Origin of the sequence: Caldicellulosiruptor naganoensis, from assembly GCF_026914285.1 — a bacterium.
Lineage (GTDB): Bacteria > Bacillota > Thermoanaerobacteria > Caldicellulosiruptorales > Caldicellulosiruptoraceae > Caldicellulosiruptor > Caldicellulosiruptor naganoensis.
The window spans coordinates 771,821-792,294 of record NZ_CP113864.1 but is presented as its reverse complement, the minus strand read 5'-3'; the positions used below and the strand labels follow the sequence as shown (position 1 = coordinate 792,294).

Below are 20,474 nucleotides of genomic sequence, written 5' to 3'. Positions count from 1 at the left end.
TTACCTTCCTTTCACAGTTTTAGATTTATAGGATTTTAATACAAACTGGCTTACATCTATTTTATCTTTTAAATGGTACTGGTCAAGGTATTCTTCTTTGCCATCTACAGAGAGTTTAATATACCGTATAGACTTGTCAATTTCTTTTGCTGTAAAACAAATTGAGGATAAGATTGTGTCAATTTCACTACTTCCTTTTAGATTCAAAATCTGGCTTGACAAATCAATATATAAGGTTTTCTCTTTTAGATTTACATTATTCAATTTTAACCCATTTAGTTTAGAAAATCTATAGCTAAGACTTTTTATCAGTTGCCTCAAACCAAAAGTCAAAAGTGTGTTTTTATAATTTTGTGGAATACCTACCCACTTTGGCACAAGAAAGATATTATCTTCAACCCTTTGCGGTACAAACAAAATTAGCTGGTCATGTGATCGTCGCAAAAATGGAGTCTTATTGTAAGATGTTCCATCTTTGTAAAAATTAAACCTCTTTTTATGTTATCAAATGAGGTAATAAAAAACGCTATCGCTTTAACGTAAAAATCTAAATATTTCTTTTGATAAAACTTTGAATTTAAATCAATTTTAGCACAATCTCCTTCAACTTTAATAGAATTTATCTCAATGTCATCGGGAAATATACAAAAAAGCCCAAAATTTCTGAGTTTCCTCTGCCTCTGTGGTGAAAACACAGAAAGTTCAAGCCCTTTTTTCATCACAGATAAAGTTTTCTCAGTATAAACATTTGCTAATACAAGGTTTTTGTGTTTGTCACAAAAATATGCTAAGAATTTTCGAAGAATTGCCAGTACTTATCTGCTCAGTTGAATAAAGAGTATAAACGTCACTGTCTACAATTTCAAAATTTATTTCAGTTTTTGTACTTTGAGAATTTTGATACACGTCATCCCGAGCTATTGTAGATAAAAAGTTATTTATACTACAAGAGGTTAAGAACAATAAGCAAAGAATTAATACAAAAAAATTCTTTTTCTCATTCCAAAACCACCCTCTTTTCATAGACTTATGTTAATCTTTTTATTAGCATATTTAAAATGAGGGTGGCTTAGAACAAGAAAAAGAATTCTTTATTATCTTCTTGCCAAAAGCATTATGATAAGAGAGGTCAGCGAAAAACAAATGCTAACTAAGTACAAAAATAGCACTGTTTGCTTTTGATTCAAGCCTGCTTCAAGAAGCCTAAAATGGACCTGACTTTTGTCAGCTTTGTGAATAGGTTTTCCTTCCTTAATTCTTTTGAATATGACAAAAAGATTATCAAATATAGGAAGTCCCAATGTCAGGATTGGCACAATCAAAGACACAACTGTTGCCACCTTAAATGTCCCTTCAACAGCAATTGTCCCAAGGACAAATCCTAAGAATGTAGCACCTGAGTCGCCCATAAAAATCCTGGCTGGGTGGCGGTTGAAAATCAAAAAAGCTGAAGCAACACCTACAAGTGCTGCCGCCATGTAAGTTGAAACCCTTGCTGTTGAAATTATGCTGAGGTTCATCAGAGCAACAAAAAACAAAGTAGTACCTGAGATTGTAGTAATACCTGCAGCAAGACCATCTATCCCATCAATAAAGTTTATTACTGTTGTCACACCAAAAAGCCATATTACAGTTGCTATATATTGAAACCACACCGGAAAGCTTATGAACTTGTGTGTAAACGGGTTCGTTATTCCTTCAATCTGAATACCCATAAAAAAAACTATTGAACATGCCAATATCTGCACCAAAAACTTTGGAAGAGCGCTAAACTCTTTACCTTGAGATTTATACCAGTCATCAACAAGACCAATTGCCAAAATCAAGCTTGATGCTATAAAAAAACCTAAAAATTCACGGCTTATGCCTCTTATCAAAAACTGGGAGACGAAGAATGCAACAAACAGAGCAACTCCACCTGTTACAGGAATTGGATATGAATGAATCTTTCGCGGATTTGGTCTGTCAACAAACCCTATCTCAATTGACTTTCTTTGGATATATGGTGTTATAACTGTTACCAAAACGAACGAAATCAAAAACGAAAGCGCATCTTTTATTATAAGGTCTGTCATTAGTTTCCCCTCCAAGGAATTTTGAGACTCTTTAGCTTTTGTAAAATAAGTGTAAGAAGATAGTCATAAAGTACAAAGATAACCTCAGAAGAAGCAACCGTCAAAGCTATTCCAAATTTAAAATTCGGGATCTCTTTCATTATTATTTTAAACACAAAATATAAAATAATTAGCGCAACATTATAAAACAAAAGTTTTAAACCAAGCTCAATATAAATTGGAAAACCTCTTTCACATATAGCCTTAAACAGCGGGTAAAGCCCAAAAATAAGAATGTATAGCACAGCTACAAGTTTGTTTGGTACAATCATTAAGCTCAGTAAAGATACTACAACGTACGTAAGAAAACCAAGTTTTATGCTATTTTGCCATACAATTATCATTATGCAAACCGAAGAGAGAATGTAAAACAAGCTATTTCCCTTTGGTAAAACTGAAGCAAAGAACAAAAAAATTATACTAAGCGCTCCCATCAACCCAGCATATGAAATTTCTTTTGCTTTCAAATATTCATCACCTTTTCATAAAAGAATGTTCTAATTGACTTTAGTCCATACTTTTGAGGCATTATTATCTGCTCAGTTGAACCTACAAATAAAATACCATTCATCACAAGAGATTTGTTAAAATTCCTATATACCATATCCTTTGCTTCTTCTGTAAAGTAAATAAGAACATTTCTGCATACAATCAAATCCATTCCAATTGGATAAGGGTCTTTTAACAGGTCATGGTGTTTGAACTCAACACACCTTTTTATCTCATCACTTATGTAATATAATTCTCCATTTTCTCTAAAAAACCTTCTTACAAATTCCTGAGGCAGTGCCTCAAGACTTTTTTTCAGATATACTCCTTCTTTTGCTTTCCTTAAAGCATCATCATCAATATCCGTTGCTAAAATCTTTATTTCGCTTAAAGGGAAAAACCTTGTCAGAAGCATGACAATTGAATATGGCTCTTCACCCGTTGAACAGGCAGCTGACCAAATTCTTGGTCTTTTTGTCCTTTTGAGAATATATGGCATAATTTCTCTTTCAAGTATTTCCCACTGTTGTGGATTTCTGTAAAATTCAGAGACATTTATTGTCAGGTAGTTAATAAACTCATTAAAAAGCCTTTGGTCTTTTGTCAGAGCACTGTAGTAGTCAGCATAGTTTTGAAAGCCGTTTTTCTTCATTAAAGACTCTATTCGCCTTTTCATTTGTTTTTCCTTATAATACGAAAGATTTATTCCTACATACTCCAAAATCTTCTTTTTAAACCATTCGTAATCAAGATTCATATCTAACCCTCTTTCTATACCACTTTTACTTGCAGTGCAAATTCAAATAAAATGCTTGCACATCTAAGATAAGCCAATCTCCATCTTCGATAAAACCAACTCTTTTAAAGAAGCTATCTTCCATTCCTTTTTTTACCTTGATAATAGGAATGTTGTTTTTATAACAATGATTTATTTGCATCTTCAAAAGTCCATCGCCAAATCCCATCTTGCGAAAGTTTTCTTCTACCACAATTGATAAAATTTGAGCTTGAGTTTCTTCTACCGCCAGCTGCGAAGCTGCAATAATATTACCTTTATCATCCACAACATGAGTTATCGCATTATCATAGAACTGAAAACCATATTGTTCTACAAGTTTTTTAACCCAATGTCTTTCAGAAGGATTCATCTGCCTTATTTCAACCATAAAACTTTACCCTCTTTAAAATTAAGATGATATCTTATATAATTATAACAAATTGTAAGGCAGTTTAAAATCTAAATGAGGAAAAATAGTTTTGAAAAAAGGAGGAAAGTTTAAAATGGCATTTACATTTGCAGTGATAACATGCTCAGACAAGGGCTCAAAAGGAGAAAGAGAAGACCTGAGCGGAAAAGAGATAATAAATCTCTTACAAGCTCAGGGGTTTTCAAATGTGTACTACAAGGTTGTGCCAGATGAGAAAGAAGAAATAAAAAAGGCTATAGTAGAAGCAGCAAATGCTGGTGCAAACCTAATTCTAACAACTGGAGGCACTGGCTTTTATAAAAGAGATGTTACACCTGAGGCAACACTTGAGGTTATCCAAAAACAAACACCGGGCATATCAGAACTCATCAGGCATGAGACAGGCAAAATTAACAAAAGAAGTTATCTTTCGCGCGGAGTTTCGGGAATATATGAAAATAGCCTCATAATCAACCTTCCCGGCTCACCAAAGGCAGTAAAAGAGTGTATTGAGGCAGTGCTGCCGGTTTTAGAGCATGGATTAAATATCTTGCTTGAAAATGAGAGGGAATGTGGTAAGATAGAGTGATTTAGCCTAAAATTTCTATAATATCTCCTACCCTTATTTTACCACCTTTTAATACCCTTGCAAACAGTCCCTCTTTTGGCATTATACAAACGCCAACCGTCCTTGCTATTTCACATCCATATCCATGGCATTTTTTCCCTATCTGGCTTATCTCAAGTATTACATCATCTCCTATCTTTAGCTTTGTACCAAGCTGGATTTTGCTTATATCCAGTCCTTCTGTTGTAATATTCTCTGCAAACTTGCCAAAACAAAGGCCTTTTATGCCGTACTCTTCCATCTTTTTTATGCTGGACATATCAAGAAGGCTTACTTGCCTGTGGGAAATTCCTGCATGAGCATCACCTTCTATCCCAAAATTCTCAATTACATGTGCCTCTTCAACTGGCTCTTTTGGTGTACCTTTTTGTCTGCTTATGTTTATTGAAATCAACTTCGCAAAACCTTTTCTTTTATCAAAGATATAATGTCCTGATTTTCCTCCTATCTTTTCAATTAATCTCACATCAGAAATCACCATATCCTTCTTTATTGCCTTGCACATATCATAGATTGTCTCTAAAAAAATCAAAACTGCAGTTATTGCCTCCATCTCAGCACCTGTTTGGGCTTGTGTCTTTACCTCGGCTACTGCCTCTATATAACCTTGTTCTTTGTTTACCGAATATGAGATATCGACGTGTGATAGAAATATATTGTGACAAAGCGGAATCAGTTCTGATGTCTTTTTTGCCGCTATTATTCCAGCAATCTTTGCTACTGAGAATATATCACCTTTTGGTAGCCTGCTTTTTTCTATCGCTTTTATGACCTCGCTTCCCACATAAATTCTGCCACTTGCCTTCGCAATTCTTTCGGTTATTTCCTTATTTGATACATCAACCATCTGCGGCATTCCTTCTTTATTCAAATGAGTAAACTCCATTTCTTTTACCCTCCTATTTTAAACATCATTGAATCTGTTGATGGTAATCTTGTAAAGTTTTTCTTTTTGACAAATTCCTGAATTTTTTCAATCAAAATATCTTCATCATTTAAATACTCTTTCAAATTAAGTCCTATTTTATCGAATAAACAGTTGTAGAGAACTCCTCTTGATGAGACTCTTACCTTATTACAGCTGCCACAGAAGTGTCCTGATACAGCGTTTATAACCCCAACAACCTGGTCAAAGTCTTCGAGATAGTAATATTTTGCAACAGAGTTTTCGCTGCTCTCAATTTCATGAAAATTCTTAAATCTTTTCAAAACCTCTTTTATGCTCACAAATTCACTCTCAAAAATCCTATTTGCAACTCCTACTGGCATAAGTTCGATGAACCTTATAACAACATTATTCTCCTTAGCAAATAATATCAAGTGCTCTATTTCATCAAAGTTTACTGACCTTAGCAAAACTGTGTTAATCTTTACTTTCTTGAATCTTGACAAGCTTTTTATTGAACTTATTACTTTACCCAGTCCGTCCACACCAGTTAAGACTTTGTATTTTTGCCTATCTAAAGTGTCAAGTGAAATGTTAATTGACAAAAGATTGCTTTTTGCTATCTTCTCAATCTTTTCTTCATCTAAATACCCGTTCGTTGTAACATTTATATTTTTTATACCAATGTTATCAGCAAACTCTATAATATCAAATATGTCATCTCTTAAAAATGGCTCACCACCTGTAAACCTCAGTTTCTTTATACCAAGTTTTTTAAACACCGCAATAATTCTAAAAATCTCGTCTTTTGGAAAATCTTTGTTTTCAATTTCGCATGATTCCTTTGTTCTGCAATACTTGCAGAAGAAATTGCACCTGTCTGTTATTGAAAATCTCAAGTATTCAATCTTTCTAAAAAATCCATCATACATTTACTATCACCTTTTTCTAAATCAATTTAACCTCAAGCAAGCTTCCCTCTTCAATTAAATCCACATTAATTGGAACTGTGACATATCCATCTGCTCTCTTTAAACTCGATATTACACTTGCTCCTCTTCTTAAAACTTTGGCTACATTCTTACCATCTATATTTTCAATACTAACTCTCACATATTCTTCAGAACCTATGTCAGATGAGAGTCTTCTCTCAAGTGTGGCAAATATACTTTTTTCTTTTGGATTTAAATTGTACGCTTTGAAAAATGACCTTAAGAATATCTCTCTTAAAACAAAAAACATTGAAACAGGAAAACCAGGAAGTCCTATTACAAGCTTATTTTCTATCTTTCCTATAATTGTTGGCTTGCCGGGTTTTATGGCTATGCCGTGGACAAGTACCTCTCCTAAAGCCGATATAGCCTCGGCTGTCAAATCTTGGTCACCTTTAGATGACCCAGCATTTACAAAGACTATATCAAACTCTTGTAAAAGCTCTTTTATCTTCTCTGTAAGTTTTTTTAAATTGTTTTCTACAGGCTTAAAAATTCCAACTTCGAAACCATATCTTTGAAGTAAATCATTGAATATGACAGAATTGAACTCAACAAGCTGTCCTTCTTTTTCAACTATGTCAACAAGCTCCTCCCCTGTTGGCAAAAAAGCAACCTTTGGCATTTTGTAAACCTCAATTTCAAGATAGCCCCCAGCCTTCAAATACACCTTGTCAAAAAAGGTTAAAAAATCACCTTTTTTAACAAGAAACTGGTCTTTTTGTACATCCTCACCTTTTGAACGCACATTCTGTCTTGGATAGTAACTTTGGAAAATCTTAATCTTTCCATCTTCTATTTGTGCTTCTTCAAACGGCACAACAGCATCAAAACCCTCAATGCTTTCTCCTGTCTGGACAACTTTAAAGTTTTCAATTATTGCAGGATTGGCATCTGTGGTATTAAAAGTTTGCTCCGCATTTATTGCATAACCATCCATTGCAGCAACATCTATAGGAGGCGATGTATTGAGTGAAAGATAGTCTTTTGCTACAAATTTACCATGCGCTTTGTATATTGAAATGGTCTCTGTTTTAAGGCTCAAATATTCTTTTAATATTTTCTCAATTATATCTCTTGCATCTTGGGGAAGTGTAGCTGAAAAGTGATAATCCTTCATAGCAATGTCACCTCAACAATATCGCCTGCCTTAATCCCTGTTTTTGTACTATCTACTCTGATATAACCTGATGCGTTATTCAAAAGATTTATCGAACCGGATTTCCCGTACAGAGGTTCGGCAATAATTTCATCAGAGTATATAAGCTTTACAAATACAAACTCTGTTCTTCCGCTTGAGATTGCAAAGTTTGTCTTCATCTTTGCTAAAACTTTTTTTGATGTATCCTGCTGATGAAGCAGAATGTCAATCAGCTTTTTGACAAAGAACTTAAATATAAAAAGGCAAGAAACAGGGTGGCCTGGAAGCCCAAATATAGCTTTGTCAAAAGCCTTTGCAATTATTGTTGGTTTTCCCGGCTTTATCGAAACTCCATCAACAAGAATTTTTGAATTCTCTAAGCTTGAAATAGCTTTCAGTGTGTTATCATATGTCCCAACAGAACTTCCGCCAGATACCAGCACAATGTCGTTTTCTAAAATGGCTTGTAGTAACACATCTTTCAAAGCATTATAATCATCTATCACAATTCCATACAATTTAGGTACTGTGTACTCTTCAATGCAAGAAGCATAAAGCGTATATGAGTTTACATCATAAATCTTGGCTCCTTCAAGATTCTGGTCTTGTGAGATTATTTCATCACCTGTTGAAATAATCCCAACTTTTAGCTTTGAGAAAACTTCAACTTCTTTTTGTCCAATTGCTGCCAAAACACCAATTTGAGGCGCTTTTAATTTTTGATACTTTTTAATAACAACACAGCCTTTCTTTATATCCTCACCTTTTTTAAGTATGTTCTCATTTGGCTTTACTGGTCGAAAGACAAAAAGCTTCCCATCTTCTTCAATGGTATTTTCAAGCATGACCACGGCATTGCTGCCATCTGGCACATAACCACCTGCAAAAATCCTCGCCGCCTGACCCTCTCCAATCTCGAAAGTTGGAATCTCCCCTGTCTTTACCTCACCAATCAAATCAAAGATTGCAGGGTTTTCATCGTTTGCCGAAAATGTCTTCTCACACCTTATTGCATATCCATCAACAGTTGACTTGTCAAAGTTGGGAACATCTATGTTTGATATAACGTCCTTCGCACAAATCATATCTGTAGCTTCTTTTATAGAAATGGTCTCTGTTTTCAAGTTAATGTCTGAAAATTCATTTCGTAAAATATCAAACACCTCAAAGTAAGTTTTTAAAACCTTCATGATCAACCACCTTTTTCTATTATTTGATTGTCCTCAAAATAAATGATCTTTGCGTTTTTTATTTCTTGTGAGTCATGTGTCACCATAATTATACACCTATTTTGTGCATCTTTTTCTATCTTTTCAAAAATAAAATCTTTTACAACGTTACTAAGATAAGAATCTGGTTCATCTAAAAAAAGAACATCAGACTTTGCATAAAATGTTCTCAAAAAGGCAACAAGCTGTTTTTGCCCAAGTGAAAGAGAGTGTATGTTCAAATTAGGGTCTATTGAAAATGCTTTTAGTACTTTTATAGCTTCTTTTAATGGCTGTTCTTTTAAACTCAAAGAAAGGTTGTACGCTGCACTTCCTTTGAAAAAATATGGCTGCTGCGGAAGCATAACTTTTTTATTAAATGTATTCTTGATCATCCCCTTAAAATCTTTGTCTTTGCCAAAAAGCATCCTCAAAAATGTTGTTTTTCCACATCCATTTGATCCTTTTATAATGTATAAGCCTTTATTATCAAACTTTAAGTTTTTACATCGAAACAAAAACCTGTCTCCAAAATACTTCTCAACCTCTTTTACCTCAATCAACTATATCACCCTGCAATATCTGTAAAATGGTATTAAACGAAAATGATATAATGAGTAAAACCATACCCAGCAAAAGCGCCCTTGAAAATTCTCCTTTTGTAATTTCATAGATAATAGCTGTTGTCAGAATACGAGTTTCTCCTTCTATATTCCCACCGACAATCAAAACAGCTCCTACCTCGGAAATTGAACGCGAAAGCCCAAGAATGGTTGCATAAACCAGCTCTTTTGAATACTCTTTTATAAGTGCAAAATATCTTTTTTTACCTTCCACATTTAAGTAATCTAAGTTGTCCAAAACCAATTGAACATTTTTGAGACCTGACAATGTGTATAGTACAACTATTGGTACAATTAAAATTACCTGGGCAATAACCATTGCCCATTTGGTAAAAAGTATATCTAAAAAACCTAATGGGCCTCTTCTTGAGAGAATAATATATACCAAAAGTCCCGCTAAAACTGGTGGAAGACCAGAGAGAGTATATACCAACCTCAACACAAACTTTCGGCCTTTAAACCTTTTTATCTTCAAGACGTATCCTATTGGAACGCCTATTATAATCGAAACAATTGTTGATGGAATACAGACAATCAGGGTTGAGACAACAACATTTGCAAGCATTGAGTTTACCTCTGCCTTTTTATTTTACTGCTCTGTAAACCTCTTTTTTGAAATATTTTTGATTAAAAGAATTAACAAGCTTACTGAACTCACTGCTTTTTAAAAAAGTGTCAAATACTCTCAAGTCTGATTTTTTGGGTGAAAAGGCAAAGTAATATGTGTTTGCTAATATTTCTTCATTGGGATTTTGATATATAACATCCAGTTTATCAAGTTTGTCTTTTATTTTATAAAATGTTGCCTCATCAGTTAAAATAAAAGCCTCCTTTTCATTTGCAAGATTTAAACTCATCCCCATCCCCTGACCTGACTTTATATAGCCTTTAAAATTTGGCTTTGTTTTTGCCAGTTTCCAAATCTCAAGCTCTCTAATATACGTTGCAGAGTTGTCTGCCCTGGATACAAATTTTAAGTTTTTATTTTTTATTATTAAAAATGCCGCCTGAACAGATTTTACCTTCTTGAATAAATTCTTTTTGCTTTTTGGACCAACAAGTATAAAGTAGTTCGAAACAAAAGGAGTATACCCTTGAATGAGCTTTTGTTTCTTGAGGTCATCTAAAAAAGATTTTTCATGGATGATTATTCCATCAGCATCCCCATTTTTGAATATCTTTACAGCCTGACCACTTCCAACAGAGATAAAATTAAGTTTCATATTATTCTTTTTTTCAAATTCAGGAACAACAAAGCTTAAAAATCCACTATCATATATACTTGTAGTTGTTGCTATCTTATATGTTTTAACAGGTTTTGAAAAAGAATATAATGAAAATGTAAAGATAAAAGTTAAAAGAATAGATACCAAAACAATTTTAACCATAGCCTTTTTCATCTTTTTGCACTCCTTTTTTAATAGTCAAACTTTAAGTTTTTCTAAAACAAAAAAGGTACTCCCCCGCTTTGAATAAACCGGAAAGAGTACCCTTTAAAATCTTTCCTTTCCAAAGCGGGAGGCGCAGTGGTTTCCCAAACCTGCACCCTATCGGCCAAAGCACCATGAAGAGGGAAAAACCCTCTTTTTAGGTTGCAATGGCTCGGAAAGATTTTTTAAAATTCAAAAGTTCTATATTCATTTGTCAAAAGGTTTACAAGTAAACACTTACCAACAAGCGGTTCCCCTTGCTTTGAGACCAGTTTACAAAACTCAGAAAGCTCAAGTGCTGCTGTTAGCATTGGTGCAAAAATTGGATTGCCAAGGTCTTTTTCAGCACCCTCAACATTTTTCTCTCCTAAAAGTCTTTCTATTCCAGGTGTGTCTTTTGTAATGATGGCAACCTGTGCATACCAGCCAGCACAGCCACCGTGGATTAAAATTTTACCTGTCCTTTGTACAAACTCAGATAAACTTTTTCTTATCTCCATGTTGTCTGTTGCATCAAATATATAATCTGCCTCAAGTAAAAAGATTTCAAGGTTTCCTAAATATGCCTTTTCTTTTATGGGTTCAAAATACACATTAGGGTTTATCTCTTTTACCCTCTTTTCAGCTTCAAAAACCTTGTATTTACCTAAGTTGTTAATATTTGATAACACCTGTCTGTTGAGGTTTGTTTCATCAAATGTATCCATGTCAACTGCTATAATCTTCTTTACTCCAAGTCTTGCTAGGCCTTCAATCAAAAACCCGCCTATGCCACCGACACCAACAACAGCAACAACTGTTGCAAAAAGCCTTTTTTGTCCTTCTTCAGTTAAGGCACCAATATTTTTTAAAAATCTTTTTTGCATAAAACTTTATCCTCCAGTTGCAAATGGAGTAATATACACACTATCATTGTCTGAAAAAATATAAGTATTGTCAACTTTTTTTTGGTTTACAATAACAAATCCAACTTTGTCAGCTGGAATATTAAGCTTCTGAAGAAGGGTTAAAACATCTGTGTTCTCTTCTATTTCAAGCTCAAACTTGCCAATTCTGCTGCCATATCTTTTGAAAAAATCATTTACCTCTACTCCAATTTTCATATTCTCTTTCCACCCTTTCAATATACATCTTCAAAAGCCTGTTTAGCTTCTGCTCATCCATCTTTCCCCAAAGAGTTGGCGTTTCAAAAATTCTCTTTGGGAATTTGTAATTTTCAAGTGAATAGCCAAGTTCCTTTTTAATTTTCAGTTTGGTAAAGAAGATGTCATTGCCAAGGCGGGTCAGGTCTTCGTCTGTCCAATTAATACCTATTGAATTTAGAGCTTTCAGAATTGTTGGTCTGTCATAAACTTTTCGTGCAAAAAGGCAGATGCAAAGTGATGTCAAAATAGCTCTTTCTTTTTCCTCCTTTATTACATAATCTATTATATCCTCATCCTTTAGTTCTTTCGCACTCTGGTCATATGCATACCCTGCATTATCCAAGTGAGAGTGCCTTGCACCAACAGTCTGACCAAGAGCAAACGCATATCCTGTGTGATATCCTGCCATCTCATTTCCACCGTATAAAAGCGCAAACTCTTCGCCACCGTATTTTTTGACAGCTTCCTTCAAACCATTTCCAATAGTGTAATAAAACTCATTTACCCTCTCTGCAATGTTGTCAATTGCCTTTATATATTCCATGGTATTGCCAAATTCAAGGTCAGCTAAGGTATCTTCTCTTGTGATAAGGCCTTTTTTAAGTGCTTCTGTTGCCCATGCCAAGACAACACCAGTTGAAATTGCGTCAAGCCCTGCAAGTTCAACCTCTTCTATAATCTGCAAAACTTCGTCTGTTGTCTTGATTCCAAGAAGGCTTCCCAAAGCATAAATCAGTTCATGGTCGTATGATACTGCTATTGACTCATATTCATATCCTTTGTCAAACTCGCGTCTGAACTGCCCTATATGAATACATCCAATTGGACAGCCGACACATGAAACCTTTCTTATTAGATTCTTTTCTGCAAAAGTCTCCCCAGATATGTCATCTGCATGCTCAAAATTGGACTGCAAAAGGTTCTTTGTTGGCAGTGAATTTATAGCATTTAAAACCTTGATGTTCATCGGAGTTCCAAGCTCATGGTATTTTGCCATGGCGTCTGTTTGTGTGACCTTTTTGTAAATCTCTTGGTATGTCTTGAAATATTCTTTCAAATTGGAAATTGGCAAGTCTTCTTCGCCCATTATCATCATTGCTTTTAAATTCTTACTTCCAAAGACTGCCCCAATCCCAAGTCTTCCAAAATGCCTATAAGTATCTACATTCACACACGAATATGTCACAAGATTTTCTCCTGCTTTTCCAATTCTTATAATACTTCTTTTACCAGGACCTGGCTCTCTTTCTCTTATCAGTCTTCCAACTTCTTCAACATCAAGTCCCCACATAGCTCGCGCATCTTTGAATTCTATAGTCTTGTCTGTTATAACAAGATATGTCGGTTTTTGGGCCTTTCCAGTTATGACAATTGCGTCATATCCTGCATTTCTGATTGCCATGGCAAGTCTTCCACCTGCATGACTCTCACCATACTCACCTGTATGAGGTGAGATAAATGTTGCCACAGCTTTTGTCACAACAGGAAATATTGTTGAAAGTGGGCCAATTGAGATAATAAGTGGTTGCTGCTCATCAAGTGGCGGAAGGTCTTTTTTCATGTTTTCTTCAAGTAGCTTTGCAGCAACTCCGACTCCACCTAAGTATTTATACAAGTCCTTTCTTTCTTGTATATCTGCTTTTTTGTTTGTAAGGTCTATATATAGAACCCTTATAAAATCTGTCCCAATCATTTTACTCCCTCACCTCTTCCATGCTCAGGCAATTGTGAGGACACATTCTAACACATGCTCCACAATGCTTGCAAACTATAGGAATTTTCCTGTCGTAGTCCATGTGAATAGAACCTACAATACAAGCCGAAACACATTTCTCACAGGCAATGCACTTTTCTTCTATTAGCCTTACGCCTCCACCCGGACGCTTCACAAGCGCATTTGTTGGGCAGACCTCTGCACAGGCAGGTTCTTTGCAAGCAACACATACTGTTGCTGCAAACTTGCTCTGAAGTCCTCCTCTTGTCTTTACTTTTATAGAGCTTTTTGCTAAGTTATGATTGTTATGATTCACAGCAGCACATGTAAGCATACATGTAAAACATCCAAGGCACTTGTTCATATTGTCAGCCCGAAGAACCTTTGGCAATTAAATCACCACCTATTAATAAAATGAATTGATTAATTATGACACTGTTTATTCTCAAATAGGCAGTATATAGCTGTTTATACCCACATGAACTTTACACTAAACAGTTTAGCTTGTATTTGTTTATTTTTTAACAATTTTATTATACCACTTGATATGAAAGTTTACAATATGTCTTCTTGCAATTTAAAATTTGTATTCTGAAGACCCATGTTATATAATTTTAACTAAAATGTTGTTATCCAATAGTAGGAGGCGACAAGTATAAATGAAACTTGGAAGATTTTTTTATGCAAATAAGACATTTTTCGGACTTGTGGAAGATGATATGGTAAGAGTTGTAAAAAGTATAGACCCACTGACTGTAAGCAATGAAACTTATCCAAAAGAAGCCTTGAAAATTTTATCTCCTGTAAAACCCTCAAAAGTCATTTGTGTGGGACTCAACTATAAAGACCATGCAAATGAACTAAAACTTGAAATCCCTCAAACTCCTGTTCTTTTTTTAAAACCCTCAACATGCGTTATTGGACACATGGAAAATATTATATACCCAGAGCATATGAGCAAACAGGTAGATTACGAAGGTGAGCTTGCAATTGTAATAAAAAAGGAGTGTCGAAATGTCACACCTGACAAAGCAAAAAAATACATATTGGGCTATACCTGTGCAAATGATGTGACAGCAAGAGATCTTCAGCCTAAAAATGGTCAGTGGACGGTTGCAAAGTCATTCGACACATTCTTACCACTTGGTCCTATTGTAACAGATGAGATTGACCCAAATAATAGCAACATCAAAACATACTTGAATGGACAAGTTGTTCAAAGTTCAAATACTAACAATTTCATCTTCCCTGTCGAAACCTTGGTGAGTTATATAAGCTCAATAATGACTCTAAAACCATTTGATGTAATTATAACCGGTACTCCTTCAGGAATTGGGCCAATGAAACAAGGTGATGTGGTCGAGGTTGAAATAGAAGGAATAGGTAGGCTTACAAATTACGTTATATAAACGTTTATAGTATTCCACTAAAATTAAAATATGAGAAAAGTAAAGTGTGAGAAAAGGGCTGTACCCTCTGTATATTTTCGGGGACAGCCCTTTGATGCTTTTTTAAAGTAAATAATCACTTTTCAATTTTGAAATTATTCTTCCAAAATTCTCTCTGCTTCTTCTCTGTACGCATCCATTACGTATGGAATACCCGATATCTTTGCAGCATCTTCTGTGAGTGCAATCAAATCCTTTCTTGAGATTGTAGAAATTCTGAAGTTTCTCGAACCTGCCATAAGCTGCTGCAAACCTGTTTTGAATTTCTGTACAAATGTGTAAATACCAATTGCACCAAGAGGAATATTCTTTATTTCATCACCATATTTTTCTTTGAGCTCTTCATATGTGATAAATATCTCTTCTGGTGTTGTTCCATACTTGGAAACTGTCTTTGGCAAATTACCTTCTTTCAGCCACTTTTCAATGTTTTTGCCTACCATTCCTGGTATCATTAATGCTCTTCCCATACAAACAGCTTTTACATATGGAGCGCCCATTGCAATTGCTTTGAACACTCCATCTTCTGTTGAAAATCCGCCTGCAATTGCAAGGTCAGGAACTCTGAAACCTCTTTTAGTAAGCTTCTCTGCAAACTGATATGCCAATGCTTCTAAGTAAAATGTCGGAATTCCCCATTCATTCATCATAGGCCACGGGCTCATGCCTGTGCCACCTGGTGCACCATCTATTGTTATCAGGTCAAGCTTTGCCTCAGCACCAAACCTCAGCGCCATTGCCAGCTCCACAGCTGAGTAAGCACCTGTTTTGAGAGTAATCCTCTTAAATCCAATGCTTCTTAATCTCTCAACCTCTTTCAAAAAGCTTTCCTTCTCAATAAAACCAAGCCTTGAATGTCTTTCAAATTCTCTGATTGCACCTTTTTTGAATGCCTCCTGCACTTCTTTTAAAGTTGGATCAGGAAGTACTATATACCCTCTTTTTTTCAGCTCAAGAGCTCTCTCTAAGCTATTTACCTTTATCTCACCGCCAATGCACTTTGCACCCTGACCCCATTTGAGTTCGATTGTGTCAAGCCCATGCTTTTCAATGACATACTCTGCAACACCAAGGCGCGTGTCCTCAACATTCATCTGAACAAGTATTTCGCCCCAGCCCTCATAAAACCTCTTGTATGTTGTGATTCTTCTGTCCATCTCAGGAGATTTTTTGACCTTGCCATCCGATGTAAGTTCAAGCTCTGGGTCAACACCACAGACATTCTCACCACAGACAAGTGTGATACCTGAGATAGCCGCACCAACTGCAAAGTGCTCCCAGTTCTTGCGTGCAATCTCTGTTGATCCAAGTGCACCCGTAAATATTGGAACCTTCATCTTAACCTTCTTTTCCCAACCGTATTCTGTCGTTGTGTCAACATTTGGAAAGATTGCTGTATCAGGATTTGCTTCAACACCTTCAGGAAGACCCTTTGCGCCGACTGCATAACCTTGGATGTTTAAATGTGAATAGTCGACAGGATAATTTTTGTCAGCACCTGCAGTGACCTCGCCAAACGGTCCAGGATACAAAACCTCTCTTCCTCTAAATGATGCTAAAAAGATTTCACAATTACCCTGACATCCATCAACACACCTTGTACAAAGTCCTGACATAGGAACAACATCTCTTGAACGGTTAAATGTACCAGTTGCTTCGTTCGCATTTGGCCTTCTTAAGTTCATTCCAACCATCCTCCCTTCCTACATTGTTGAGTTATATAACATTAATAAGTAGTTGTATTAAATCATAGATCTATACTAAGTAAAGCTAACATTGTTGCGCCAATTTTTACCAACGGTAAAAGTGTTCTCATAATGGGGATTTTGTATTCTCTGATTGTATATCTTATTTTGCCTGAGGGTCCAGTTGGAATCTCATTTACATAATCAACCTTTATGGAAATGTCGCCAAACTTACTTTTAATACTCTTTACAAATTGTTCTACTTCTCTTTCATCAAATCTTTTTCCTTTTACAATCTTAAGTGTCATATTATCTAAATCATGCTGAATGAGCTGATACTGTAGCACTCCCTCCATCTCTCTTGCTAATATGTTAAAGAAATGGCTATCATAAATTTCACCACTTTTTGCCACAAAAATCTCGTCTATCCTACCATCTATTTCCTTGATAGTAGGAAAACCTATCCCACAGTCACACATCTCGTCATCCAAAGTTACAACATCTCCAAGCCGATACCTCAGCCTTGGCATTACATAATTGTGAAGGTCTGTAACTAGAATAGCTTTTTTGTTTTTATCCTCCACACCTTCAATATCGACAAACTCGTAATAGCCTGTTAGAGTCATCAAATGCATCTTACCTTTTCTGCATTGATAGGCAATAATACCTCCATCTCTTGCACCATATTCATTTATCACAGGACATTTGAAAACCTCTTCTATCAAATCTTTCTGGTATTTATATAAATTCTCGGCTGTTGTAACAACACCTTTTAGTTTTAATCTGAGCTCTATCTTATTCTCCTTAATAAGGCTTGCAAGTTTATAAGCAGCCGAAGGATAAGCGTATATAAAGGAAGGCTTGTATTTTTGAATCTTCTTTGCTATATTTCTTATATTTCTTTCATTTATCTCCCAAGATGAGATTATCAGTCTATTTTTCAACACAAGCTCTTTAAGTTTGTCTTTCAAACTCTTTGTATTTTCAATATCATTTAAGGACGCCCAAAGCATAAGACACCTGTCGCCAATATTAATCCCCCACCATGAAAGTCCCAAATACCTTGCTGCCTCGTACCACTCAACTGTCTCCCTGTCTATGTAAAACTTCACAGGCTCACCTGTAGAACCACCTGTTTTGTTGAGAATACAGCGAGATAAATTTGCTTTGTCAGACAAATACAAATCTCTATTTTGGTTGAACTCTTTTTTCTCTAAGATAGGAAATTCAAGCAAAGCGTTTTCTGGTTCGGTCATAATTTTTTCTCTTAAATATTCAAACTTTTTGTATGCTGGGACATGCTCCAGACAAAAAAGAAGTAGTTTTTTTAACTCTTCCTTCTGGATGTTTTCAATCTCCAATTTACTTTTTGATTGATTATTTCTCAAAATATTCAATTTTTTTCTAATCCTATTTCCTTTGAATAATTCCATTAAAGGAAAGAATACATTTCTAATTAGTATTGCAAATATATCCATAGTATAACTCCCAACTTAAGTGCTTTTTACTACTCAAATTATATCATATTGTTTCAAAGACTAACAATAGATTAAAAACTTTTAATCTAAATTTTATTCAAAGTAAACAAAAAGCCTCTTAACCATTTGTCAAAAATAGTTAAGAGGCCCCATCTTTATTTACATTTTTTCTGGAGCATCAACACCCAAAAGTGTCAGCACATTTTTAGTTACAATCCTTACACATTCGACAAGTGAAAGTCTTGTATGCATTAGCTCTTCGTTTTCATTTTTTACTCTACATGCATTGTAAAAAGCATGAAAAATTGAGGCCAAATCTAAAAGGTACTTTGTAACCCTGCTAACATCTAAATTGCGTGCTGCAATCTCTATCTCTTCTGGAAGCTCCAAAAGTTTTTTGAGCAGCTCAAGCTCTTCCTCTTGCTGCAAAAGCTCAAGCCTAATTTTTTCTTTATTTAGAACAATCCCCTCTTCAGAAAGAGCCCTTATTATCCCACAAGTTCTTGCATGAGCATACTGCACGTAAAATACAGGATTGTCAAGGGTCTGCTGTGTAACAAGGTCTAAGTCTATCTCAATATGTGTGTCTGCCGATTTTGTGTTGAACATAAACCTTGCTGCGTCCTTCCCAATCTCTTCTATCAAATCGATAAGGGTTATAGCCTTACCTGTTCTTTTTGACATTCGCACAACTTCCTTGCCACGAACAAGCCGTACAAGTTGCATAAGGATTATAACAAGCCTTTCAGGATCAATTCCAAGTGCTTTCATTGCAGCCTTCATCCTTGGAACATGTCCATGATGGTCTGCTCCCCAAATGTCAATTACAATGTCAAACCCTCGTTTCTCAAACTTGTTCCTGTGGTAAGCAATGTCAGCTGCAAAATACGTGGGTATTCCATTTGTTCTTATCAAAACCTCATCTTTTAAATTTTCATCCAACTTTGATGCAGCAAACCATACAGCTCCGTCTTTTTCATAGGTAAATCCCCTCTTTTTCAATTCCTCAATTGTCTCAAAAACCTCACCACTGGTATAGAGGCTGCTCTCATGGAACCACACATTATATTCGATGCCATACTTTTGTAAATGTTCTTTCATCAGTGCAATATTTCTCTTGAGCGCAAACTCAACAAGCTTTTTTCTTCTCTCCTCAGAAGGCAAAGTTTCTAAATCATCCCCATTTTCGTTTAAGTATTCTTTGACTCGCTCGATTATATCCTCACCGTGATAACAATCCTCTGGAAGTTCTATTTTTTCGCCCTTGAGCTGTCTGTATCTTATCTCAAGGCTCTGTCCAAATTTTTCTATTTGATTCCCTGCATCGTTTACATAAAACTCTTTTGTAACTTTATACCCTGCCCATTTTAAAAGGTTTGCAAGACAGTCGCCAAGCGCACCACCTCGCGCATTTCCCATGTGCATAGGTCCTGTCGGATTTGCAGAAACAAATTCAACCATAACCTTTTTCCCATTTCCAATATCTACTTTGCCATAATCATCACCTTCAGAAAGTATAGCATCTACAACCTTGTAAAGCCACTGTCTTTTGAAAAAGAAATTGATAAAGCCTGGCCCTGCAACTTCTACTTTTTCAATCAAAGTGTTTGTCAGGTCAATATTATCTACAATGTTCTGAGCTATTTCACGTGGGTTTTTTTTGAGTTTTCTAGTAAGCTCCATTGCAATGTTGGTTGCAAAATCGCCATGAGCTTTTTCTTTTGGTTTTTCGATCATTATTGGAGGAACAACATCGTTTAGCTGAAATATGCCCTTTTCAACGCAAGTATTTATAGCCTTTTCAATGGTATCTTTTATCTGGTCTTTTGCAAGTTTTACTAAATTCAATTTTTTACACCTGCCTCTTTTATTTTGAGTAAAAAGTCGTTTTCAGACATCATATGCGAATCTAAATCTATGGCATATTCAACAAAAACCTCTCCACCATTTTCGGTCAAATCTACCCTCATCTTCTTTGTATAAACTCCTATCATTATCACACCGTCTTCAGTGATATATGTTGATATATGCCTCTTGCCCGGCTCAAAAATAAGGGTTGACGTAACATCGCCATAGCGAATTAATGTTATATGGTTCGGCTGAATCTTAAATGTAGTAGTTGTACCTTCAAGCCCAGTAAGCTCGCTTTCTTTATATGTCACATAAAAGCTTTCACCTTTTTTATAAAACGTGCCTTCTGTGAAAAACTCTATGCTATTCTCAAGGCTATTTATGGGGTATTCTTGGGTGCCCTTGACAAAAATCAAAACGTCTTTTTTCATACTTTCACCTCAAAAACATTGGTT

The 20,474-nt window shown here is 35.5% G+C and carries 23 protein-coding genes and 1 riboswitch; of the genes, 2 read left to right on the top strand and 21 right to left on the bottom strand.

Annotation, left to right across the window (positions count from 1 at the left end; all coding sequences use genetic code 11):
• The 6 genes from OTJ99_RS03760 to OTJ99_RS03735 all read right to left on the bottom strand — a co-directional run bounded on the left by OTJ99_RS03760 (window position 1) and on the right by OTJ99_RS03735 (window position 3,769).
• Window positions 1-444, bottom strand: a complete 444-nt coding sequence (locus OTJ99_RS03760) for a GerMN domain-containing protein (protein WP_235374642.1) — start codon at window positions 442-444, stop codon at window positions 1-3.
• Window positions 420-719, bottom strand: coding sequence for a hypothetical protein (locus OTJ99_RS03755; protein WP_235374643.1), 300 nt, complete (start codon window positions 717-719; stop codon window positions 420-422). The genes OTJ99_RS03760 and OTJ99_RS03755 overlap by 25 nt, the downstream gene beginning before the upstream one ends.
• Before the next feature lie 375 nt (window positions 720-1,094).
• Window positions 1,095-2,075, bottom strand: a complete 981-nt coding sequence (locus OTJ99_RS03750; RefSeq protein WP_045165172.1) for an MraY family glycosyltransferase — start codon at window positions 2,073-2,075, stop codon at window positions 1,095-1,097.
• Window positions 2,075-2,581, bottom strand: a complete 507-nt coding sequence (locus OTJ99_RS03745; protein WP_108720933.1) for a hypothetical protein — start codon at window positions 2,579-2,581, stop codon at window positions 2,075-2,077. Before OTJ99_RS03745 ends, OTJ99_RS03750 begins: the two co-directional genes overlap by 1 nt.
• Window positions 2,578-3,360, bottom strand: a complete 783-nt coding sequence (locus tag OTJ99_RS03740) for a CheR family methyltransferase (RefSeq protein WP_045165173.1) — start codon at window positions 3,358-3,360, stop codon at window positions 2,578-2,580. Before OTJ99_RS03740 ends, OTJ99_RS03745 begins: the two co-directional genes overlap by 4 nt.
• Window positions 3,361-3,385: 25 nt before the next feature.
• A complete protein-coding gene (locus OTJ99_RS03735) occupies window positions 3,386-3,769 on the bottom strand; it encodes a GNAT family N-acetyltransferase (RefSeq protein WP_045165174.1) in 384 nt (127 codons plus the stop codon).
• 115 nt (window positions 3,770-3,884) lie between these two features.
• Between OTJ99_RS03735 and OTJ99_RS03730 the strand changes: the two genes are divergently transcribed.
• Window positions 3,885-4,379 (top strand): MogA/MoaB family molybdenum cofactor biosynthesis protein, encoded by a 495-nt coding sequence (locus tag OTJ99_RS03730; RefSeq protein WP_045165175.1) that lies wholly within the window; start codon window positions 3,885-3,887, stop codon window positions 4,377-4,379.
• Between the two features lies 1 nt (window position 4,380).
• Here OTJ99_RS03730 and OTJ99_RS03725 read toward each other — a convergent pair whose 3' ends face one another.
• The 11 genes from OTJ99_RS03725 to OTJ99_RS03675 all read right to left on the bottom strand — a co-directional run bounded on the left by OTJ99_RS03725 (window position 4,381) and on the right by OTJ99_RS03675 (window position 13,948).
• Complete coding sequence (locus OTJ99_RS03725; RefSeq protein WP_045165176.1) at window positions 4,381-5,304, bottom strand: cyclic pyranopterin monophosphate synthase MoaC/MOSC-domain-containing protein; 924 nt, start codon at window positions 5,302-5,304, stop codon at window positions 4,381-4,383.
• 5 nt (window positions 5,305-5,309) lie between these two features.
• The gene (locus OTJ99_RS03720) at window positions 5,310-6,236 is read right to left on the bottom strand and encodes a GTP 3',8-cyclase MoaA (RefSeq protein WP_045165177.1); all 927 of its coding nucleotides are present in this window, start codon (window positions 6,234-6,236) and stop codon (window positions 5,310-5,312) included.
• Window positions 6,237-6,252: 16 nt separating this feature from the next.
• On the bottom strand, window positions 6,253-7,416 hold the full coding sequence (locus OTJ99_RS03715) for a molybdopterin molybdotransferase MoeA (RefSeq protein WP_045165178.1): 1,164 nt from the start codon (window positions 7,414-7,416) through the stop codon (window positions 6,253-6,255).
• Window positions 7,413-8,627 carry a molybdopterin molybdotransferase MoeA gene (locus OTJ99_RS03710; RefSeq protein ID WP_045165179.1) on the bottom strand — a complete coding sequence of 405 codons (1,215 nt, stop codon included), beginning with the start codon at window positions 8,625-8,627 and terminating at the stop codon, window positions 7,413-7,415. Before OTJ99_RS03710 ends, OTJ99_RS03715 begins: the two co-directional genes overlap by 4 nt.
• 2 nt (window positions 8,628-8,629) lie before the next feature.
• Entirely contained in the window at window positions 8,630-9,208 is a 579-nt protein-coding gene (locus tag OTJ99_RS03705) for an ATP-binding cassette domain-containing protein (RefSeq protein WP_045165180.1), read from the bottom strand.
• Window positions 9,201-9,833, bottom strand: coding sequence for an ABC transporter permease (locus OTJ99_RS03700; RefSeq protein WP_045165181.1), 633 nt, complete (start codon window positions 9,831-9,833; stop codon window positions 9,201-9,203). Before OTJ99_RS03700 ends, OTJ99_RS03705 begins: the two co-directional genes overlap by 8 nt.
• Window positions 9,834-9,852: 19 nt before the next feature.
• Window positions 9,853-10,668 carry an extracellular solute-binding protein gene (locus OTJ99_RS03695; protein ID WP_045165182.1) on the bottom strand — a complete coding sequence of 272 codons (816 nt, stop codon included), beginning with the start codon at window positions 10,666-10,668 and terminating at the stop codon, window positions 9,853-9,855.
• An 86-nt stretch (window positions 10,669-10,754) separates the two neighbouring features.
• A riboswitch (molybdenum cofactor riboswitch) is annotated at window positions 10,755-10,888 on the bottom strand.
• Window positions 10,884-11,564, bottom strand: a complete 681-nt coding sequence (locus tag OTJ99_RS03690) for a HesA/MoeB/ThiF family protein (RefSeq protein ID WP_045165183.1) — start codon at window positions 11,562-11,564, stop codon at window positions 10,884-10,886. Its footprint overlaps the riboswitch before it by 5 nt.
• 6 nt (window positions 11,565-11,570) lie before the next feature.
• Window positions 11,571-11,801: a MoaD/ThiS family protein gene (locus OTJ99_RS03685; RefSeq protein ID WP_045165184.1), complete on the bottom strand. Its 231-nt coding sequence runs from the start codon at window positions 11,799-11,801 to the stop codon at window positions 11,571-11,573.
• On the bottom strand, window positions 11,776-13,536 hold the full coding sequence (locus OTJ99_RS03680; RefSeq protein WP_045165185.1) for an aldehyde ferredoxin oxidoreductase N-terminal domain-containing protein: 1,761 nt from the start codon (window positions 13,534-13,536) through the stop codon (window positions 11,776-11,778). Before OTJ99_RS03680 ends, OTJ99_RS03685 begins: the two co-directional genes overlap by 26 nt.
• A gap of 1 nt (window position 13,537) precedes the next feature.
• Window positions 13,538-13,948 (bottom strand): 4Fe-4S binding protein, encoded by a 411-nt coding sequence (locus OTJ99_RS03675; RefSeq protein WP_045165186.1) that lies wholly within the window; start codon window positions 13,946-13,948, stop codon window positions 13,538-13,540.
• A gap of 268 nt (window positions 13,949-14,216) precedes the next feature.
• Between OTJ99_RS03675 and OTJ99_RS03670 the strand changes: the two genes are divergently transcribed.
• The gene (locus OTJ99_RS03670) at window positions 14,217-14,966 is read left to right on the top strand and encodes a fumarylacetoacetate hydrolase family protein (protein ID WP_045165187.1); all 750 of its coding nucleotides are present in this window, start codon (window positions 14,217-14,219) and stop codon (window positions 14,964-14,966) included.
• Window positions 14,967-15,100: 134 nt separating this feature from the next.
• On the opposite strand, the gene OTJ99_RS03665 is transcribed toward OTJ99_RS03670, so the two are convergent.
• From OTJ99_RS03665 to OTJ99_RS03650, 4 genes are all read right to left on the bottom strand, one after another.
• Window positions 15,101-16,690, bottom strand: coding sequence for an FMN-binding glutamate synthase family protein (locus tag OTJ99_RS03665; protein WP_045165188.1), 1,590 nt, complete (start codon window positions 16,688-16,690; stop codon window positions 15,101-15,103).
• A 62-nt stretch (window positions 16,691-16,752) separates the two neighbouring features.
• Window positions 16,753-18,168, bottom strand: coding sequence for a phenylacetate--CoA ligase family protein (locus tag OTJ99_RS03660; RefSeq protein ID WP_045165189.1), 1,416 nt, complete (start codon window positions 18,166-18,168; stop codon window positions 16,753-16,755).
• 159 nt (window positions 18,169-18,327) lie between these two features.
• Entirely contained in the window at window positions 18,328-20,016 is a 1,689-nt protein-coding gene (gene argS, locus OTJ99_RS03655) for an arginine--tRNA ligase (protein ID WP_045165190.1), read from the bottom strand.
• Window positions 20,013-20,450, bottom strand: coding sequence for a DUF1934 domain-containing protein (locus OTJ99_RS03650; protein ID WP_045165191.1), 438 nt, complete (start codon window positions 20,448-20,450; stop codon window positions 20,013-20,015). The genes argS and OTJ99_RS03650 overlap by 4 nt, the downstream gene beginning before the upstream one ends.
• Between the last annotated feature and the right edge of the window lie 24 nt (window positions 20,451-20,474).

What these genes read in the sequence shown, in the direction of transcription:
- OTJ99_RS03735 (WP_045165174.1), bottom strand. Translation starts at nt 3,769, where the DNA reads ATGGTTGAAATAAGGCAGATGAATCCTTCTGAAAGACATTGGGTTAAA.
- OTJ99_RS03755 (WP_235374643.1), bottom strand. Translation starts at nt 719, where the DNA reads ATGAAAAAAGGGCTTGAACTTTCTGTGTTTTCACCACAGAGGCAGAGG.
- OTJ99_RS03680 (WP_045165185.1), bottom strand. Translation starts at nt 13,536, where the DNA reads ATGATTGGGACAGATTTTATAAGGGTTCTATATATAGACCTTACAAAC.
- OTJ99_RS03730 (WP_045165175.1), top strand. Translation starts at nt 3,885, where the DNA reads ATGGCATTTACATTTGCAGTGATAACATGCTCAGACAAGGGCTCAAAA.
- OTJ99_RS03725 (WP_045165176.1), bottom strand. Translation starts at nt 5,304, where the DNA reads ATGGAGTTTACTCATTTGAATAAAGAAGGAATGCCGCAGATGGTTGAT.
- OTJ99_RS03685 (WP_045165184.1), bottom strand. Translation starts at nt 11,801, where the DNA reads ATGAAAATTGGAGTAGAGGTAAATGATTTTTTCAAAAGATATGGCAGC.
- OTJ99_RS03695 (WP_045165182.1), bottom strand. Translation starts at nt 10,668, where the DNA reads ATGAAAAAGGCTATGGTTAAAATTGTTTTGGTATCTATTCTTTTAACT.
- OTJ99_RS03690 (WP_045165183.1), bottom strand. Translation starts at nt 11,564, where the DNA reads ATGCAAAAAAGATTTTTAAAAAATATTGGTGCCTTAACTGAAGAAGGA.
- OTJ99_RS03700 (WP_045165181.1), bottom strand. Translation starts at nt 9,833, where the DNA reads ATGCTTGCAAATGTTGTTGTCTCAACCCTGATTGTCTGTATTCCATCA.
- OTJ99_RS03660 (WP_045165189.1), bottom strand. Translation starts at nt 18,168, where the DNA reads ATGGATATATTTGCAATACTAATTAGAAATGTATTCTTTCCTTTAATG.
- OTJ99_RS03740 (WP_045165173.1), bottom strand. Translation starts at nt 3,360, where the DNA reads ATGAATCTTGATTACGAATGGTTTAAAAAGAAGATTTTGGAGTATGTA.
- OTJ99_RS03670 (WP_045165187.1), top strand. Translation starts at nt 14,217, where the DNA reads ATGAAACTTGGAAGATTTTTTTATGCAAATAAGACATTTTTCGGACTT.
- OTJ99_RS03665 (WP_045165188.1), bottom strand. Translation starts at nt 16,690, where the DNA reads ATGAACTTAAGAAGGCCAAATGCGAACGAAGCAACTGGTACATTTAAC.
- OTJ99_RS03750 (WP_045165172.1), bottom strand. Translation starts at nt 2,075, where the DNA reads ATGACAGACCTTATAATAAAAGATGCGCTTTCGTTTTTGATTTCGTTC.
- OTJ99_RS03715 (WP_045165178.1), bottom strand. Translation starts at nt 7,416, where the DNA reads ATGAAGGATTATCACTTTTCAGCTACACTTCCCCAAGATGCAAGAGAT.
- OTJ99_RS03710 (WP_045165179.1), bottom strand. Translation starts at nt 8,627, where the DNA reads ATGAAGGTTTTAAAAACTTACTTTGAGGTGTTTGATATTTTACGAAAT.
- OTJ99_RS03650 (WP_045165191.1), bottom strand. Translation starts at nt 20,450, where the DNA reads ATGAAAAAAGACGTTTTGATTTTTGTCAAGGGCACCCAAGAATACCCC.
- OTJ99_RS03720 (WP_045165177.1), bottom strand. Translation starts at nt 6,236, where the DNA reads ATGTATGATGGATTTTTTAGAAAGATTGAATACTTGAGATTTTCAATA.